An 18,572-nucleotide genomic window follows, 5' to 3' on the forward strand; every position below is an offset into this window, starting at 1 on the left:
AGTTCGTGCAGTGTTCCATTATGCGCCGGGAGTCCCCGGTTCGCGCGACTGCGCGCCGAAGCCGGTCGACCCGAATCCCCCGGCACCGCGAACGCTCTCGGGCAGTGCATCAACGCTGGTGAACGCCGCGCGAGCGACCCGCATGAACACGACCTGCGCGATCCGGTCACCCGGACGCACCTCGAACGCGGCGTCGCGATCCGTATTCAGCAGCGTGACCTTCACTTCACCGCGGTATCCGGAATCGACCGTACCCGGAGCATTCAGCACCGTGATGCCGTGCTTCGCCGCGAGTCCGCTGCGCGGCATCACGAACGCCGCCACACCTTCGGGCATGACGAAGGAGACACCGGTACCGATGACTGCGCGCTCACCGGGTCCCACGGTCACCGTCTCGTTCGATCGGAGGTCTGCGCCGGCGTCGCCGGGGAGGGCGTACGCGGGCACCTGGTCGGCGACAATCTCGATCTCTACGACTTCACTCACCCGCCAAGGGTATCCGATCGAACCACGCGTCGGCTGAACCGGCGCACGAGCGACGCGAACGGTGAACGCACACCGGAGTGGCCGATAATGGAGGAATGGCTGAAACCACCACCCGGTATCGTGAACGACTCTGGCCCAGCACGGTCATGTTCATCATCACCGCGGTCTTCCTCATCCCCGCGGTCACGCTCGTGCTCACCCCGATCGACGCGGCCATCGCGCTGCCCGGAGCGATCACCGTCTACGCGATCGTCTTCGCGATCCTGGCGGCGCTCAGCCCCACCGTGCGCGTGGAGAACGGAGAGCTCCTGGGCGGCCGAGCCCATATTCCGCTCGAGATGCTCGGCGAGCCCGAGCATCTCGGCCGCGATGAGCTGCGTCGTGCCATCGGGATCGAACTCGACGCACGAGCACACCTCGTCGTCCGCGGATGGATCCGTGAGGGACTCCGTATCCCCAATCTCGACGATCGGGATCCGGCGCCCTACTGGATCATCACCTCACGACGACCGCAGGCCCTCGCCTCCGCGATCCGCAACGGGTAGGTTCAGCCACCACCGTGGGTGGCGCCGCGACCGGTCAGCAACGCGCTGCGTCGCAGACTAGGCCGCCGCCCCGCGCTTCGCTCCGTGGGCCGCCACCGCGGGTGGCGCCGCGACCGGTCCGCGACGCGCTGCGTCGCAGACTAGGCCGCGCACTCCCGGCAGATGGGACCGAGATCGGTCTCATGGTCGACCTGCGAGCGGTGGCGCACCAGGAAGCAGCTGACGCAGGTGAACTCGTCGTCCTGCTGCGGAAGGACCACCACGTCGAGCTCGACATCCGACAAGTCGGAACCTCCGAGGTCGAAACTGGGGTTGTCGGCGTCCTCCGAGTCGATCGCGGTGCCGCCCTTCGCGGGAACGCGTTCCTTCAGAGCCTCGATCGAATCGGTCTCTTCTTCGGATTTGCGGGGGGCGTCGTAGTCGGTAGCCATTCTCTCCTGCATTCCCGTGCACCATGGCACTTCACGTCCTAAGCGGCCATAGTCTGCCCCACGTCCGCCTGTGAATGCAAACCCGCGCTGAAATCTCGCTGGACACGGCGATCCGCCTCCCCGATTTCGGCGCATCGCCCGGCTCAATCCCCGCCGACCGGGTGGCTCTGTGCAAGGCTGTTCGCGAGTGTGCGGGAGGAAGTGATCATGGACGAACTTCGATTGGTGCGGCGCGAAGAGCAGTCGCTCATCGTCGCGACGGATACGGGACAGGAGTTCCGGCTCATCGTCGACGACACCGTCGCGAGCGAGGTGCGGCACCTCAGTCGTCGAGAGACGAATCGCAAGGTGAAGCCCCGAGAGATTCAGGCCCTCGTGCGAGCGGGTAAGTCTCGCTCCGAGGTCGCCGAGATCACGGGACTCGCCGACGCCGACATCGAGCGCTACGAAGAGCCGGTGCTCGCCGAGCGACGCTACATTCTCGAGCGCGCGCAGGCGGTGCCGGTGCGGACTGCGAACGAAGCGGACGGTCTGGAACAGTTCGGCTCCGTCATCGCCGAGCGCTTGGAGGGGCTCTCCGCCTCGGACGCCTCGTGGTCCTCCTGGCGTGACGACGAGCAGGGATGGTTGGTCGGACTCGATTTCGTCTCCCACGACATCGCTCACCGCGCGGTGTGGTCGTTCGATCACCGGAAGAGCCTCCTCTCCCCCCAGACGTCCGACGCAGCGTCCCTGTCGCGTCAGGAGGATGTCGGTGACCGCTTGATCCCGCGTCTGCGTGCAGTCGAAGCGGAAGCGCAGCAGGCGGCCGAGACGGCCGGTGCGCCGTCAGTCGACGAGACCGGCGAAGACGGCCAGACCGAAGCTGTTTCCGAAACGGATGCGCGGGGTCCCCGTCGGGAGCCCGTCGACGAGTACACCAGGCGACGCGAGATCGAGCAGCGCAGTATTCGGACCGGCCCGGACGCGGAAACCGACTATGGTCAGACCGCCGATCTGCTCGACGCCCTCAGGCGACGGCGCGGTCAGCGAGAGCATGAGCGCCCGGAGGGTGCCTGGGAGGACGACACGTCCGCCCAGTCCTCGCGCTCGGGCGACACCGACCCCGGATCGCACGCGCCGGCTCCGATCGCGGTCGACGATGACACGGCTCCCGTGCATCGACAGGACCGTCGGGCACCAGACTCGGCCCCTGCGAACTCAGCAGCACCCCATGACCCCGGGACGCGGGACGTGGACGCCGCCTCCGACGCACGAGCGGACCAGACGGTCCCCTCCTCGCGCTCCGATCGTCCGGTGATCGGACCGGCCCCTACCGGGGATGCGGATCGGCAGACGCGCGGCAGGCGACGCGCCTCGATCCCGAGCTGGGACGACATCCTGTTCGGGACCAAGAGCGACGAAGATCCGCGCTGAGACCGTCGGAGGTCTCAGGCGGTCTGCGCGACCGCCGCGACCGCGCTGACGAAACCGGTACCGTCGAGTGCCCCGGCGACCGCGAGGGGCACTCCGCGTTCCTCCTCGCTGAGGCCGCCGTGCTGACCCACCATGGCGAGCGACTTCGGATCGTCGTGCGACGAGTAGTAGGCGACGCGCTTGCGAGCGGCGATGAGCACATCGCCGAGGCGCGCCAGCCCAGAGGCGTCCACCGGACCGAACCATCCGGCAGCGGCGGCCTGCTCGCGCGTGGCGACTACGGCCCGGTGACCCTCGCTGGCGCCGATGCGAGCCGCGATCGCGGCGGCATCCGAGCCGTCGCGCAGGTAGAGCGATCTGAATCTCGGCTCACCGCCCACCGCGACGACGTGATCGAGTGCTTCGGGCACGTCGTCGAGCATGACGTGAGCGTGGGACGGCACGTCGACGATCCCGTGATCCGCGGTGACCACGAGCCCGGTGCCGCCGGGGAGCGACCGGAGCAGCGCATCGAGCCCGGCGTCCAGCGACTCCAGTGCGCGCGCCCACTCATCGCTGCCGGCACCGTACCGGTGCGCGGCGCGGTCGAGTTCGTCGACGTAGAGATACGCGCATACGCGTTCTCCGCCGCGGAGGATCCGGGAGAGTTCGGCGAATCGATCGTCGATGCGCTGCCCCGCCACGTAGTCGGCACCGCGCAGGATCGCTTCGGTCAGGCCCCCGGTGCGGTGCGCGGGACGACCCAGGACCAGCGGCCTGACACCCAGGCTCGCTGCGAGCCCGAACAGCGGCTCCGACCGTTGCCAGGAGCGCGGATCGTCGACCGCGTCCCAGTCCTTCAGCGTCGAGACGAGCCCGGCCGTGGGGTGGAGGATCCGGTAGCCGAGCAGACCGTGCTCCCCCGGCAGACGACCGGTGGTCAGCGTCGTGAGCGCTGCGCCCGTGGTCGAGGGGATGACCGTCTCGATCCGCCGCTGCTGCAACCGGGAGAGCGTGCGCGCGTAGGCGGCGCGCTCGCGGAGATTGGCGTGTCCGAGCCCGTCCACCACCACCATGACGAACGACTGCATCGGTACGACGCGGTCCGTCATCCCCGTCGAGATGTTCGCGAGCGGCCGACCCGTCGCGCGCTCAAGCGTCTCGACCGGGTCGCCACCGTGAGCGGCAGCGAGACCGGCGAGTCCCATCGGCAGAATCGCGGCCAGCCTCGCACCGTTGTCGGGGGTCGGAGGTAGCATGAGATCCATCGTATCCGCGCCCTGGCGCGCTTCCCGAACGAAAGGCACGTGACCGAGGCTGTGAGCGACGCACCCAACGACCAGTCGATCGTCTCCGGACGCGTCGAAGACATCGACATCTCCCAAGAGATGGAAGCCTCGTTCCTCGAGTACGCGTATTCGGTGATCTACTCTCGGGCACTTCCTGACGCTCGCGATGGACTGAAGCCGGTGCAGCGACGCATCCTCTTCATGATGACCGACATGGGTCTGCGCCCCGAAAAGGGGCACGTGAAGTCCGCTCGAGTGGTCGGCGAAGTGATGGGCAAGCTGCACCCGCACGGGGACGCCTCGATTTACGACGCCCTGGTCCGACTGGCGCAGGGTTTTGCCATGCGCCTTCCCCTCGTCGACGGGCATGGCAACTTCGGATCCCTCGACGACGGCCCGGCGGCATCCCGGTACACGGAGGCCAGGCTCGCCGGCGCCGCGCTCGCCATGACCGCCTCGCTCGACGAGGACGTCGTCGACTTCGTCCCGAACTACGACAACCAGATCTTCCAGCCAGAGGTACTGCCTTCCGCTGTCCCGAATCTCCTCGTCAACGGTGCGAGCGGCATCGCTGTGGGCATGGCGACGAACCTCGCGCCGCACAACCTCATCGAGGTGGTCGAGGGGGCGAAGCATCTGCTGCAGCACCCCGAGGCGAGTTCCGATGACCTCATGGACTTCATCCCGGGCCCCGATCTTCCCGGTGGCGGCATTATCGTCGGCCTCGACGGGGTCAAAGACGCCTACCGCACGGGGCGCGGAGCGTTCCGCACCCGTGCGAAGGTCTCGGTCGAGCAGATTTCGCCTCGGCGCACCGGTCTCATCGTCACCGAGCTGCCGTACCTCGTCGGCCCCGAACGAGTCATCGAGAAGATCAAGCAGGGCGTTGAGGGCAAGAAGCTGCAGGGCATCGCCGATGTCGCCGATTACACGGACCGGAAGCACGGCCTGCGCCTCGTCGTCACGCTGAAGACCGGCTTCTCTCCTGAAGCCGTGCTCGAGGCGCTGTACCGGTACACGCCACTGGAGGATTCGTTCAGCATCAACTCCGTCGCGCTCGTCGAAGGGCAGCCGCAGACCCTCGGTCTTCAGGAGATGCTCCGAGTGTTCCTCGACCACCGCATCTCCGTCATCACGCGGCGATCGCAGCACCGGCTCAAGAAGCGGCGGGAACGCTTGCACCTGGTCGAAGGCCTGCTGATCGCGATCCTCGACATCGACGAGGTGATTCAGCTCATCCGCTCGAGCGACGACGCCGAGTCGGCTCGCACCCGCCTCATGCAGGTGTTCGACCTGTCAGAGCTCCAGGCTGAGTACATCCTCGAACTGAGACTCCGCCGTCTCACCAAGTTCTCGCGCGTCGAACTCGAAGCCGAACGAGACGACCTGCAGCGCGAGATCGAGCAGCTGCTCGAGATCCTCGGCAGCGACGATCGACTCCACGCAGTCGTCATCGAAGAACTCGACGCGGTGGCGGAGTCCTACGGCACGCCGCGTCGCACCGTCCTCACCGGGGCTGTCGTGCGACCTGCGCGGGCGGCGAAGGGCGCATCCCTCGAGGTCGCCGATACGCCGTGCACCGTGCTGCTCTCCTGCACCGGGCGAGCGCTGCGCATCGATCGCGATCCCGACACCCAGGGCGAACCCCGTCGAGCCAGCCGAGCGACGAAGCACGGCGCGGTGAGCGCGGCGGTCGACGGCACCGTTCGCGGAGAATTGGGAGCCGTGCTCTCCGACGGAACCCTGCATCGTTTCACCCCGGTCGACCTCCCGCTCGTTCCGGCGACCAGTATCGCGTTCTCCGCCGGCGTGAAGCTCATCGACTACATCGGCGTCGCGAATCCGAAGCTCAGCGTCGTCGGCATCGTCCCGCTTGAGTCTCCCGAGCCGGTGGGCATCTTCACGCGGCAGGGCGTGGTCAAACGCGTGGTGCTCACCGAGCTCCCGATGAGGCCCGATCTCGAGATCATCTCGCTCAAGACGGGTGACTCGGTGGTCGCCGCGTTCCCCGCTCCCGACGACTCCGAGTTCGCGGCCGTGGCCAGCGACGCCCAATTGCTGCGATTCCCCGCCGCTTCGGTGCGCCCGCAGGGCCGGGCGGCGGGCGGTATGGCCGGGATGAAGCTTGGCGCCGAAGCTCGGGTGGTCTTCGCTGGCGCACTTCGGGTGGGCATTTACGCACGTGTCGTCACCGTTGCCGACAGCTCCATCACGCTCCCCGGAACCGATGTGGCCACCGCGAAGGTTTCTGATTGGGCCGAGTTCCCGGCAAAGGGCCGAGCAACCGGGGGCGTGCGCGCGCAGCGGTTCCTCAAATGGGAGGACCAGATCGCGTGCGCCTGGGTGGGAACGGAAGAACCTCGGGCGCTCACGATCGACGGACGCGCCCTGACGCTGCCCACAGAACTCGGCCGTCGCGACGGATCGGGTTACCCGCTCGACGGTGCTGCGGCGCACGTCGGTGCGGCTCCCTGAGCGCACGCTCCCGCGCACAGCGACACTTGAAGTGCAGCGACCGTGAAGCGTGACCGGTCACGCTTCACGGTCGTTCTCAGGCGTCGATGCGCTCGCGATCGAGGTCGTCCGCGTTGTCCACGATGAACTCGCGCCGGGGTGCGACTTCGTTCCCCATGAGCAGTTCGAACATCTGGGCGGCCGCGTGAGCGTCCTCCAGTCGCACGCGGCGCAGCGTCCGGTGCTCCCGATCCATGGTGGTTTCCGCAAGCTGGTCCGCGTCCATTTCACCGAGACCCTTGTAGCGCTGAATCGGCTCCTGGTACTTCTTCCCGCGCTTGCGGAGATCCGCCAGGAGCGCGTTCAGTTCGCGTTCGCTGTAGGTGTACACGATTTCATTCGGCTTGCGGCCGGCGTGCTGCACGACGACGCGGTGCAACGGCGGCACTGCGGCGTAAACCCGTCCCGCGTCGATCATCGGACGCATGTATCGGAAGAACAGCGTCAGGAGCAGTGTGCGGATGTGCGCCCCGTCGACATCAGCGTCGCTCATCAGGATGACCTTGCCGTACCGAGCCGCCTCCGGATCGAAGTCGCGCCCGGAGCCCGCGCCGATCACCTTGATGATGGCCCCGCACTCGACGTTGTTCAGCATTTCGGCGATGGACGCCTTCTGCACATTGAGAATCTTCCCGCGAATCGGCAGAAGTGCCTGGAACTCGCTATCGCGAGCGGGCCGCGCGGTGCCGAGGGCGCTGTCGCCCTCCACGATGAAAAGTTCCGTTTCCTCGACGTTCTTGGATCGGCAATCGATCAGCTTCGCGGGAAGTGATGAACTCTCGAGCGAGGTCTTGCGCCGTTGCGTGTCGCGCTGGGCCCTGAGGGCGATCCGAGACTTCATCTCGGAAACCATCTTCTCGAGGAGCGCTGCGGTCTGCGTCTTCTCGGTCTTCTTCGACGAGGCGTAGCGTTCTTCCATGCCGCGGGTGATCGCCTTCGAGACGATCTGGCGCACCGCGGCCGTGCCCAGCACCTCCTTCGTCTGGCCCTCGAACTGCGGCTCGGGGACCCGAACGGTGACCACCGCGGTCAGCCCGGTCAGGATGTCGTCCTTCTCGGGCTTATCGCTGCCCGCTTTCAGTTTGCGAGCGTTCGACTCGATCTGCTTGCGGAAGAATTTCACCAAGCCCTGCTCGAAGCCGGCGAGATGCGTCCCGCCCTTGGGCGTGGAGATGATATTCACGAAGCTCTGCACTTCGATGTCGTATCCGGTGCCCCAGCGCAGCGCGATGTCAACATCGCAACGACGCTCGACGTCGCGGGAGACGAGGTGTCCGGTCTCCTCGTCCATGACCGGAACGGTCTCCGTAAAGGTTCCCGAGTCCGTAACGCTCCAGGTATCGGTGATGGGCGCATCGACGGCGAGGAAATCGACGAACTCGCCGAGCCCGCCATCGAACTGGAACTGGTGCACGCTCGGTTGACCGGACTCGTCGAGCGAAGCCGCGCGCTCGTCACGGATCTCGATCGCGAGTCCCGGCACCAGAAACGCGGTTTGGCGGACACGAGCGACGAGCGATTCGGAATCGAAACGGGCCTCCCGCAGGAAGATCTGCGGATCCGCCCAGTACCGGACCCGTGTACCAGAGACACCCTTTTTCACCTTGCCGATGACTCGCAGCTCTGACGAACGCTCGAACGGCGTGAAGGGGCTGTCCGGCGAATCGCCGTCGAAGATGCCCGGCTCGCCATGTCGGAACGACATGGCCCACGTCTTGCCGTCGCGATCCACCTCGACATCGAGTCGTGAGGACAGGGCATTGACGACCGATGCACCCACGCCGTGCAAGCCACCGGCGGATGCGTATCCGCCGCCACCGAACTTCCCGCCGGCGTGCAACTTCGTGAAGACGAGCTCGACGCCCGTCAGTCCGCTCTTCGGCTCGATGTCCACCGGCACGCCACGTCCGTTGTCGGAGACCGTCACACTGCCGTCATCGTGCAGCGTCACTCGAATGTCATTGCCGTGACCCGCCAGTGCCTCATCGACAGAATTGTCGATGACTTCCCACAGGCAGTGCATCAGGCCACGTGAATCGGTCGTGCCGATATACATGCCTGGACGCTTGCGCACGGCTTCGAGTCCCTCGAGCACGGTGAGGTGCCTGGCCGAGTAACTGGACTCCTGCGACGGGGATGCTGCCACGTACTGCTCCTTGGTTTCAGATGACTCGTCCACTGTATCCGCTGGCACCGACACTCGAGCGGAGCGTCGCGGCGCGTGCCGGAACCGCCGCCGATACGCGTACAGCGAAACCTGGGGGCACCTGACCGAGGTTTCCACTCGAGCATGGTTGACTGGACACACTTGAAACAGCGAGAAGGAGGTTGCCATGACCACGATCGAGCACGAACACGCTGTGGACGCATCGGCCGACGAGCAGGCCGGCCAGGCAGCCGACCGCCCCCTCACCGGTCTCGACCGCTGCGACAGCTGCGGAGCGCAGGCGTATGTCCGCGCTCTCCTCGGGGGCAGCGAACTGCTCTTCTGTGCACATCACGCCCGGAAGCACGAGGCCAAGCTGCGTCCGGTTGCCGAAGCGTGGCACGATGAGAGCCACAAGCTGATCGAGGACTGACGCTCAGTAAGACGACGAAGGGCGGGGAACCACTGATGTGATTCCCCGCCCTTCGTGCATCAGCTGCCGATCGGGACGGTCTACTCGAGGTAGTCGCGCAGCTGCTGCGAGCGTGACGGGTGGCGCAGCTTCGCCATCGTCTTCGACTCGATCTGTCGGATGCGCTCACGCGTCACGCCGAAGGTGTCGCCGATCTGATCGAGTGTCTTCGGCATCCCGTCACCGAGCCCGAACCGCATCCGGATCACTCCCGCTTCGCGCTCCGACAGCGAATCGAGGAGCTGCTCGAGCTGCTGTTGCAGCATCGTGAAGCCAACGGCGTCCGCGGGGACGACCGCCTCGGTGTCCTCGATGAGGTCACCGAACTCGCTATCGCCGTCTTCACCGAGCGGAGTGTGGAGCGAGATCGGCTCGCGACCGTATTTCTGCACCTCGACGACCTTCTCAGGGGTCATGTCGAGCTCGCGGCTCAGCTCTTCCGGAGTCGGTTCGCGGCCGAGATCCTGCAGCATCTGACGCTGGACCCTGGCGAGCTTGTTGATGACCTCGACCATGTGCACGGGAATACGGATCGTGCGCGCCTGATCGGCCATGGCGCGCGTAATCGCCTGCCGGATCCACCACGTCGCGTAAGTCGAGAACTTGAAGCCCTTCGTGTAGTCGAACTTCTCGACCGCACGGATGAGTCCGAGGTTGCCCTCCTGGATGAGATCCAAGAACTGCATGCCACGCCCCGTGTACCGCTTGGCGAGCGACACCACGAGACGGAGGTTCGCCCCGAGCAGATGGCTCTTCGCGCGCTGACCGTCACGAGCGACCCACTTCAGTTCGCGCTCGAGCTTCTTCGGAAGACTCTTCTCGGTCGCCAGCTTTTCTTCGGCGAAGAGTCCGGCCTCGATGCGCATCGCGAGTTCGACCTCTTCAGCAGCGTTCAGCAGGGCGACCTTACCGATCTGCTTGAGGTAGTCCTTCACCGGGTCCGCGGTCGCGCCCGAGATCGCGGTCGTGACCGTGGGCACCTCCTCCTCGTCGGAGGGTCGCAGCACGATCGCTCCGGTCGGCAGCGGCTCGGCCGACTCGCGAGGCTTCGACTTCGCCGTAGCGTCCTCTGCTTCCTCGGGCTCGGGCGTGTCCGGCGCGATCCCATCGACGATGTCGAGCGGATCGTTCTCTTCCTTCGGGCGACGCCCGCCACCCTTCTTCGCCGCGGGCTTCTTCGCCGCGGGCTTCTGAGTGGGGGCTTTCTTCGCTGCCGCCTTCTTCGGGGCGGACTTCACCGTCTCGTTCTCGCTGCTCTCTTCGGCGTTCTTCGCCTGCGTACGAGTCTTGGTCGTGGGTGCCTTTGCCACGCGGCCGCCTCTCTCCTCGTTCTCACTTCTGTGCGGTGCCGTAGGGTCGGCACCTGCTCACAGCATGAAAACCCATGTCAACCCCGGCGCATTCCCGAACAACGGTTGCGGACCCGGACTGAATGGGTTATCACGACGATTATTGCACGTTTTCCCTGGTGATCCGCGCAGGGTGACGCGTCAGTTCCGGCCGCCCAACCCGTCGTCGAACCCGAACTCGCCGCCCTCGCTGTCCGGGCGGTTCGCCAGAAAGTTCTCGAGCTCGCTCGCGAGCTGATCCGCCGTGGGAATCGCCCCGTCCTCATCGATGAGCGGCGAGGACTCCAAACGGTCCTGCATGTACCGATCATGGCGATCCTCGAGCGTGCGGACCATTTCCTCGGACTCAGCGTTATCAGCGATCTGCTTGTCGACCTGCACTCGGAACGCTTCAGCCTTCTGGCGCACATCATCTGTCGCGAAGAAGAGGCCCGCGGCCGCCATCACTCCATCGAGTGCCGCGAGCAACGCATCCGGGTACTCCGTATTGCCCAGATAGTGCGGAATGAGGAGTGCGAAGCCCGTCACTTCTTCCCCCAGGCTGTGCAACCGGTACTCAAGCACGTGGGACACGGACGCAGCGAGCTTCGTCGTCGGCCTCCAGACCGAGCGGTCCGCGATGAGATCTTCGCGAGAGCCGCTGACCGTGGCCCGAATCGGTCGGGTATGCGGCACCGGCATCGGCAGTGCATGCGCCCACACCGTGCGTGCGACTTCGAACTCGTGCGCAAGCATGAGGACCGCATCGATGAACTGCTCCCACCGAAAATCGGGTTCGTAGCCACTGAGCAGCAGGAACGGCGCGCCGAGTTCGTCGTGGGCGAGGCTCAGACTCAGCTCCTCGGGCGCGTAATCGAGCAGGTGGTCCTCGTCGAAGGTGATGACGGGCCGTCTCGCGCGGTAATCCAGCAACTCGTCAGCGCTGAAGCGCACGATCTCCTCGGGTGAGGAGTGCTCCCAGAGGTAGGTCTCGAGCTGACCCACGGCAGTTCCCGCATCCGTCACGCCGAGCAGTGCCACGATCAGTGGCAGACCCCTCGGGACCGCAGCGCGGCGCTCAGGGAACTCAGCGGAGAAGATCGGATTGTTCACGACACCAGTTTACGAAACCTGCCTCGCGGAGCCCACCCGAACCGTGACGCCGAGAGCGAACCGCACAGGGAGTAAGCGGGTGCTCCCGTAGTTCGTCGGCAGCTGTCGCTGCACCGCCAGCACGACGACGCAACGAGTAGTAGGCTGGTGTTCGCCGCGTCAGGGCAGATCGTCCGACGCAGTCCATTCCATCGCGCACAACCCGAGGGAGATGCCACTTGGCCGATCAGCAGTTTGACATCGTTGTTCTGGGCGGCGGCAGCGCCGGCTATGCCGCAGCGATCCGGGCGCAGCAGCTCGGATTGAGCGCCGCGATCGTCGAGAAGGACAAGTTGGGCGGAACGTGCTTGCATCGCGGGTGCGTCCCGACGAAGGCGCTTCTGCACTCCGCCGAGGTCGTCGATGTGGCCCGCGAGGGCGCGAAGTACGGCTTGCAGGCGACGGTCGATGGTGTGGACATCGATGCGGTGAACGCGTACCGCGAGGGCATTGTGTCTTCGAAGTACAAGGGTCTGCAGGGACTTCTGAAGGCGAACAAGATCGAGATCTTCGCGGGCGAGGGTCGTCTCGTCGACGCGCACACCGTCGAGGTCGGTTCCGATCGTCTCACCGGTACGCACGTCGTGCTCGCGACCGGGTCCTACTCCCGCAGTCTGCCCGGCCTGGAGATCGGCGGCCGGGTCATCACGAGCGAGCACGCGATGCAACTCTCTGAGATTCCGCAGAAAGCGATCATTCTCGGTGGCGGCGTCATCGGTGTCGAGTTCGCGAGCGTCTGGCGCTCGTTCGGCGTCGATGTGACCATCGTCGAAGCGCTCCCCCACCTCGTTCCGAACGAGGAAGAGTCCATCTCGAAGCAGCTTGAGCGTGCATTCAAGAAGCGGAAGATCAACTTCTCGCTCGGCGTGCGCTTCGAGTCCGTGACCCAGACCGATGACGGTGTCACGGTGAAGCTCGAGGACGGCACGGAGCTGACCGCCGACTACCTGTTGGTCGCCGTGGGTCGCGGTCCGGTCACCGACGGTCTCGGCTTCGCGGAGGCGGGCGTCACTCTCGACCGCGGTTTCGTGACCGTCAACGAACGTCTCGAGACGAGTCTTTCCGGCGTGTACGCCGTCGGCGACATCGTTCCGGGTCTGCAGCTCGCCCACCGAGGATTCCAGCAGGGCATCTTCGTCGCGGAGGAGATCGCCGGCCTGAAGCCGGTCGTCGTCGAAGACGTCAACATCCCGAAGATCACCTACTGCGATCCCGAGGTCGCCTCGGTGGGACTGACGGAGGCCAAGGCCAAGGATCAGTACGGCGACGACCAGGTCGAGGCCTACGAGTACAACCTCGCCGGCAATGCGAAGAGCTCGATCATCGGCACGAGCGGTACGGTCAAGGCGGTCCGGGTGAAGGACGGCCCCGTGGTGGGCGTGCACATGATCGGTGGCCGGGTCGGCGAGCTGATCGGCGAAGCGCAGCTGATCGTCGGATGGGAAGCCTACCCGGAGGATGTGGCACCGTTGATCCACGGCCACCCCACCCAGCACGAATCCATCGGCGAAGTGATGTTGAAGCTCGCCGGCAAGCCGCTGCACGCGATTTAATCGCTGCCGCTGACGTTGACAACGAAACGGAGAAACACACCATGAGTGAATCGGTCGTCCTCCCCGCACTGGGCGAGAGCGTCACCGAGGGCACGGTGACCCGCTGGCTGAAGAGCGTCGGCGATCACGTGGCCGTCGATGAGCCACTGCTCGAGGTGTCGACCGACAAGGTCGACACCGAAGTCCCCTCGCCGGTCGAGGGAGTGCTCGAGGCCATTCTCGTCGATGAGGATGAGACGGCTGCAGTCGGTGCGGAGCTCGCGCGCATCGGTTCCGGAGAGGGCGGTGCGGACAGCGACAGCGATTCCGGCACGTCCGAGTCGACCTCTGATGAGGAGCCGGCGGAGAACGCTGAACCCGAAGAGGCCGAGCAGCCGCAGCAGTCCGAAGAAGCCCCCGCGCAGGTGTCAGCAGAAGCCGCCGCGGGTTCATCGAGCGATGACTCGGGTGAGAGCCAGGACGTCGTGCTTCCCGCGCTCGGCGAGAGCGTGACCGAGGGCACCGTGACGCGCTGGCTGAAGAGCGTCGGCGACTCCGTTGAGGTGGATGAGTCGCTGCTCGAGGTCTCGACCGACAAGGTCGACACTGAAGTACCCTCGCCGTTCGCGGGTGTGGTTCAGGAGATCCTGGTTCAAGAGGACGAGACCGCCGAGGTCGGCGCCGTGCTCGCCCGGGTGGGCAGCGGTGCGCCGGAAGAGAGTCCGAAGCAGGAAGAGGCTCCGAAGCAGGAAGAGGCTCCGAAGCAGGAAGAGGCTCCGAAGCAGGAAGAGGCTCCGAAGCAGGAAGAGGCTCCGAAGCAGGAAGAGGCTCCGAAGCAGGAAGAGGCTCCGAAGCAGGAGGAGGCTCCGAAGCAGGAAAAGGCCCCCCAGCAGGAGGCGGAGAAGCCCCGGCACGGTCAGTCCGAGGGGCAGCAGTCGTCGTCGGGCTACGTCACGCCGATCGTCCGGAAGCTCGCCAACGACGCTGGGATCGACCTGTCGTCGGTGCAGGGCTCGGGCGTCGGCGGGCGCATTCGCAAGGAAGACGTGGAGTCGGCGATTGCCGCCCAATCGTCGAGTTCGGCCGCATCCTCGTCGGCCGCTCCCGCGACGGAGTCGAAGGCCAAGCAGCCGGTCGAGGTCTCGGATCTTCGCGGTACCACCGCGAAGATGAGCCGTTTGCGCAAGGTGATCGCCGAGCGCGCTGTCGCTTCGCTGCAGCAGACCGCTCAGCTCACCACGGTGGTCGAGGTCGACGTGACTCGGGTCGCTCAGTTCCGCGCTGCGAACAAGGACGAGTTCCAGAAGCGCACCGGTTCGAAGCTCTCCTTCCTGCCGTTCTTCGCGGTCGCTGCCGCTGAGGCGTTGCGGACCTACCCGGTCATCAACGCGACGGTCGAGGACGGCAGCATCTCGTACCCCGACACCGAGAACATCAGCATCGCCGTCGATACCGAACGCGGCCTGCTGACTCCGGTGCTGCGCGATGCGGGTGAGAAGAACATGGCGGAGATCGCGGGCGAGATCGCCGATCTCGCGGCTCGCACGCGTGACAACAAGCTCACGCCTGACGAGTTGAGTGGCGGCACGTTCACGCTGACGAACACCGGATCCCGCGGAGCGCTCTTCGACACGCCCTTGGTGTTCCTCCCGCAGGTCGCCATCCTGGGCACTGGAGCGGTCGTGAAGAAGCCGCTCGTCATCTCGGGTCCCGAGGGCGATTCCATTGCGATCCGTTCGACGGTCTATCTGGCGCTCTCCTACGATCACCGCATCGTCGATGGGGCCGACGCCGCGCGATTCCTCTCGCAGATCAAGAACCGTCTCGAAGAGGGCGACTTCGCAGACGACCTCGGAATGTAACGTTCTGCTTTTGCCACTGGCCGTGTTGTCCGTCCTGGACAGCGCGGCCAGTGGCGTCTGAGACGGGCGCGCGTGACGTGATCCGGCGTGCGATCGAGAAATGCACCGCTTCCCGGGCGGCATCCTCATTCACTGTCGGTCCTTCACCGATGATCGCGATGGCTTCGTCCAACCCTTCCAACAGGAGCGCGCTCCCACCCGGATGATCCGACGTGGCAAGGACGCTCACGATCGTTTCTCGCGGAACTCCGACCGCAGCGCATCCCGCATCATGTCCGGTGTCACGGTGCCGACGCGCTCGTGCCGACTGCGATCGCGCACCCCGCCGACCGCCGACCATCCGGATCTCGATTCCTCTCGATTGCAGCACGAGGTCGTCGCGGGACAGCAGGCCCCAGCAGTAGCCCCGCATGCGCGCACGGAGTCCCAGCAGGCACAGGTGCTCGACCAGCCAGGCGAGCTCGGGCACGCTCATCGGGGTCGGTGGCTCCCGGCCGGCCACGGATCTGCCTCGGCTCACGATGTGCCCGGTCCGTTCACGTCGGGTCCTCTCTCACCTGCATCTGCTCAGCATGCGCCATCTCCCCGTCCGGATGTGACGGTCCGGCACCTGGGTGGAGCGATCCCGCCCGTGCCGGCCCTGTGAACGACGCACGAGAGCGTGTGAGCGTCACTCAGCAGCCCACTGACGCGATACGCTAGAGGGTATGGCAAAAGAGAAGCAGCAGAAGGCGGCGAAGGAGCCCGGTCGCATCAAGCAGATGGTGCAGGTGTACCGCACCACCAAGCAGCACGACCGGAAGCTCCCCCTGCTCATGCTGCTCGCGATCGTGGGGCCGATCCTCGTATCCGTGCTGCTCGCGTTCCTGCTCGGTGGCGGGGTGTTCTCCTGGATCCTCTGGCCGATTACCGGCATCCTGGTCGGACTCCTCCTGGCGATGATTATCCTCGGTCGGCGCGCCGAGAGTACCGCGTACCGTCAGATCGCCGGTCAGCCCGGCGCCGTCGGTGCCGTCGTTCAGAGTGCGCTCCGCCGGTCCTGGCGCGGTTCCGAGGTGCCGGTGGCCATGAATCGTCAGCAGGATGCCGTCTATCGGGTCGTCGGACGCGGCGGTGTCGTGCTGATCGGCGAGGGTCCTCAGCAGCGGACGGCGCGCATGATCGCGGAGGAGAAGCGCCGCATCCGACCCGTGCTGCGCAACGTCGAGATCACCGAGCTCTTCGTGGGTCCCGACGCCGACAGCGTGCCGCTGCACAAGTTGTCACGCACGCTCGTCAAGCTCAAGCCGACCCTGCGTCGCGCCGAGGTGCAGGCGGTGCACAATCGCCTCGTCTCCCTGAAGCAGGCGCCCGTCGGAATTCCGAAGGGCATCGATCCGAACAAGATCCGCTCGCAGCGCCCCCGCTAGATCTGTACGTGTCGACAGGCTTCTACCAGCGGATGAGGACGGTCCCGGCGATCTTGTCGTGGAAACCGCGCTGATCGGAGTCCCAGACCAGTACCGGGATCACGAGCACCAGGAGCAGGGTGCGCACCAGTGGTCGCCAGATCCCGACCCAGCCGCCGCTGATCGGAACGACGCGGAGTCCGAACACACGGTGGCCGAGGGACCCTCCGATCGTCGGAATGAACACGATCTGCATCAGTGCGAATATCCCGAGCGGCAGGAACGGGTGCGGGTCGCCGCCCGCGACAAGCGCTGCGATGACGCCGGCGATCCCCCAGTCGAGCAGAATTGCAAGCGTGCGGCGACCGATACGACCGACCGAACGAGGTCCCTCCGCCGGGAGCCCGAGACGCTCACCCGGCCATTCGCTGGGTTCGAGATCTCCGAAGCGCTGCGGTTGGGGAGAATGAGGCATATCCATCATCCTAGTTTGTAACACGCGGGAAACACTCGTCTCACCGAACTGAAACCAGTCTCGCGTAGGGTGGTCATGACCGTTCGGCACCGCCCGAGGTGCACTGGCAATAGGAGCAGCATGTTTCAAACCCCCCAGGAAGTCATCGATTTCATCAAGGAGACGGACGTCAAGTTTCTCGACGTGCGCTTCACGGATCTCCCCGGTGTGCAGCAGCACTTCAACATTCCGGCCGCTACGGTCGATCTGGACTTCTTCGAGGTCGGGCAGATGTTCGATGGCTCCTCGATCCGCGGCTTCGCCGGCATCGCCGAGTCCGACCAGCAGCTGATCCCCGATGTGACGACCGCGTACCTCGACCAGTTCCGCGCCGAGCGCACGCTGATCATGCTCTTCGACATCTACAACCCGCGCACCGGAGAGATCTATTCGAAGGATCCGCGCCAGGTGGCCAAGAAGGCTGAGCGCTACCTCACGTCGACCGGCATTGCGGACACCGCGTTCTTCGCTCCCGAAGCCGAGTTCTACATCTTCGACGATGTGCGCTACGAGACCACCGGCCACCGCACCATGTACGCCATCGACTCGGAAGAGGCGCACTGGAACTCGGCGCGCGAGGAGGAGGGCGGCAACCTCGGTCACAAGACCTCGGCCAAGGGCGGGTACTTCCCGGTCTCCCCGGTCGACAAGCAGGCGGACCTGCGCGACGACATCTCGCTTCGGTTGATCGAAGCCGGGCTCGAGCTCGAACGATCGCACCACGAGGTCGGTGCTCCTGGTCAGGCCGAGATCAACTACCGATTCGACACCATGGTGAGCGCCGCTGATGATGTGCTGAAGTTCAAGTACATCGTGAAGAACACGGCTGAACTGTGGGGCAAGACGGCGACGTTCATGCCGAAGCCGGTGTTCGGTGACAACGGATCCGGCATGCACACGCACATGTCGCTCTGGAAGAACGGCGAGCCCCTCTTCTACGACGAGAACGGGTACGCGCAGCTCTCCGACACCGCGCGCTGGTTCATCGGCGGAATCCTGAAGCACGCCCCCGCGGTCCTCGCGTTCACCAACCCGACCATCAACAGCTACCGCCGTCTGGTGAAGGGATACGAGGCTCCCGTGAACCTCGCGTACTCCGCGGGCAACCGTTCGGCCGCCGTGCGCATCCCGCTCACGGGATCGAACCCGAAGGCGAAGCGCATCGAGTTCCGGGCTCCGGATGCATCGGGTAACCCGTACCTGGCCTTCGCGGCGCAGCTCATGGCCGGCCTCGACGGTATCCGCAACCGCATCGAACCGATGGAGCCGATCGACAAGGATCTCTACGAGCTCCCCCCGGAGGAGGCCAAGAACATTCCTCAGGTCCCTGGCTCGCTGGGCGAGGCGCTCGAGGCGCTCGAGGCCGATCACCAGTTCCTGCTCGAGGGCGATGTGTTCACCGAAGAGCTCGTGCAGACCTGGATCGAGTACAAGCGGGAGTTCGAGCTGCAGCCGATGGCCGTTCGCGTGCACCCCTTCGAATTCGAGCTCTACTACGGCGTCTGAATTCGACAGCGT

15 protein-coding genes are annotated in these 18,572 nt (G+C 65.6%); 8 read left to right on the plus strand and 7 right to left on the minus strand.

The genetic code is table 11. The annotated features are described in order from the left end of the window. Positions 1–18 precede the first annotated feature (18 nt). Positions 19–486, minus strand: a complete 468-nt coding sequence (gene dut, locus J4H85_RS08710; RefSeq protein ID WP_208238772.1) for a dUTP diphosphatase — start codon at positions 484–486, stop codon at positions 19–21. 95 nt (positions 487–581) lie between these two features. Here dut and J4H85_RS08715 point away from each other — a divergent pair, with 95 nt between their 5' ends. Then, entirely contained in the window at positions 582–1,031 is a 450-nt protein-coding gene (locus J4H85_RS08715; protein ID WP_208238774.1) for a DUF3093 domain-containing protein, read from the plus strand. A gap of 140 nt (positions 1,032–1,171) precedes the next feature. Here J4H85_RS08715 and J4H85_RS08720 read toward each other — a convergent pair whose 3' ends face one another. After that, entirely contained in the window at positions 1,172–1,462 is a 291-nt protein-coding gene (locus J4H85_RS08720; RefSeq protein WP_208238776.1) for a DUF4193 domain-containing protein, read from the minus strand. A gap of 207 nt (positions 1,463–1,669) precedes the next feature. Between J4H85_RS08720 and sepH the strand changes: the two genes are divergently transcribed. Continuing rightward, positions 1,670–2,878, plus strand: coding sequence for a septation protein SepH (gene sepH / locus J4H85_RS08725; protein ID WP_208238778.1), 1,209 nt, complete (start codon positions 1,670–1,672; stop codon positions 2,876–2,878). A 14-nt stretch (positions 2,879–2,892) separates the two neighbouring features. Here sepH and J4H85_RS08730 read toward each other — a convergent pair whose 3' ends face one another. Then, positions 2,893–4,116 carry an alkaline phosphatase family protein gene (locus tag J4H85_RS08730; protein ID WP_208238780.1) on the minus strand — a complete coding sequence of 408 codons (1,224 nt, stop codon included), beginning with the start codon at positions 4,114–4,116 and terminating at the stop codon, positions 2,893–2,895. Positions 4,117–4,164: 48 nt separating this feature from the next. Between J4H85_RS08730 and J4H85_RS08735 the strand changes: the two genes are divergently transcribed. Beyond that, positions 4,165–6,621, plus strand: coding sequence for a DNA gyrase/topoisomerase IV subunit A (locus J4H85_RS08735; RefSeq protein WP_372440196.1), 2,457 nt, complete (start codon positions 4,165–4,167; stop codon positions 6,619–6,621). Between the two features lie 76 nt (positions 6,622–6,697). On the opposite strand, the gene J4H85_RS08740 is transcribed toward J4H85_RS08735, so the two are convergent. Then, positions 6,698–8,806, minus strand: a complete 2,109-nt coding sequence (locus tag J4H85_RS08740) for a DNA gyrase/topoisomerase IV subunit B (protein ID WP_208238782.1) — start codon at positions 8,804–8,806, stop codon at positions 6,698–6,700. Positions 8,807–8,993: 187 nt separating this feature from the next. Between J4H85_RS08740 and J4H85_RS08745 the strand changes: the two genes are divergently transcribed. Further along, entirely contained in the window at positions 8,994–9,239 is a 246-nt protein-coding gene (locus J4H85_RS08745) for a DUF7455 domain-containing protein (RefSeq protein ID WP_208238784.1), read from the plus strand. An 80-nt stretch (positions 9,240–9,319) separates the two neighbouring features. Here the strand turns inward: J4H85_RS08745 and J4H85_RS08750 are convergent, their stop codons facing one another. Together J4H85_RS08750 and J4H85_RS08755 are read right to left on the minus strand one after the other, a co-directional pair. Then, a complete protein-coding gene (locus J4H85_RS08750; protein ID WP_208238786.1) occupies positions 9,320–10,588 on the minus strand; it encodes an RNA polymerase sigma factor in 1,269 nt (422 codons plus the stop codon). Between the two features lie 180 nt (positions 10,589–10,768). Beyond that, entirely contained in the window at positions 10,769–11,719 is a 951-nt protein-coding gene (locus J4H85_RS08755) for a proteasome assembly chaperone family protein (RefSeq protein WP_208238788.1), read from the minus strand. A gap of 218 nt (positions 11,720–11,937) precedes the next feature. On the opposite strand from J4H85_RS08755, the gene lpdA reads away from it, so the two are divergent. From lpdA to J4H85_RS08770, 3 genes are all read left to right on the plus strand, one after another. Next, positions 11,938–13,311: a dihydrolipoyl dehydrogenase gene (gene lpdA / locus J4H85_RS08760; protein ID WP_208238790.1), complete on the plus strand. Its 1,374-nt coding sequence runs from the start codon at positions 11,938–11,940 to the stop codon at positions 13,309–13,311. A 41-nt stretch (positions 13,312–13,352) separates the two neighbouring features. Next, complete coding sequence (gene sucB, locus J4H85_RS08765; protein ID WP_208238792.1) at positions 13,353–15,152, plus strand: 2-oxoglutarate dehydrogenase, E2 component, dihydrolipoamide succinyltransferase; 1,800 nt, start codon at positions 13,353–13,355, stop codon at positions 15,150–15,152. 707 nt (positions 15,153–15,859) lie between these two features. After that, positions 15,860–16,561: a DUF4191 domain-containing protein gene (locus J4H85_RS08770; RefSeq protein WP_208238794.1), complete on the plus strand. Its 702-nt coding sequence runs from the start codon at positions 15,860–15,862 to the stop codon at positions 16,559–16,561. Positions 16,562–16,583: 22 nt separating this feature from the next. Here the strand turns inward: J4H85_RS08770 and J4H85_RS08775 are convergent, their stop codons facing one another. Next, the gene (locus J4H85_RS08775; RefSeq protein WP_208238796.1) at positions 16,584–17,015 is read right to left on the minus strand and encodes an RDD family protein; all 432 of its coding nucleotides are present in this window, start codon (positions 17,013–17,015) and stop codon (positions 16,584–16,586) included. 120 nt (positions 17,016–17,135) lie between these two features. Here J4H85_RS08775 and glnA point away from each other — a divergent pair, with 120 nt between their 5' ends. Continuing rightward, positions 17,136–18,560, plus strand: coding sequence for a type I glutamate--ammonia ligase (gene glnA / locus J4H85_RS08780; RefSeq protein ID WP_208238798.1), 1,425 nt, complete (start codon positions 17,136–17,138; stop codon positions 18,558–18,560). Positions 18,561–18,572 lie beyond the last annotated feature (12 nt).

It is taken from the genome of Leucobacter tardus (assembly GCF_017583045.1).
Taxonomy (GTDB): Bacteria; Actinomycetota; Actinomycetes; order Actinomycetales; family Microbacteriaceae; genus Leucobacter; species Leucobacter tardus.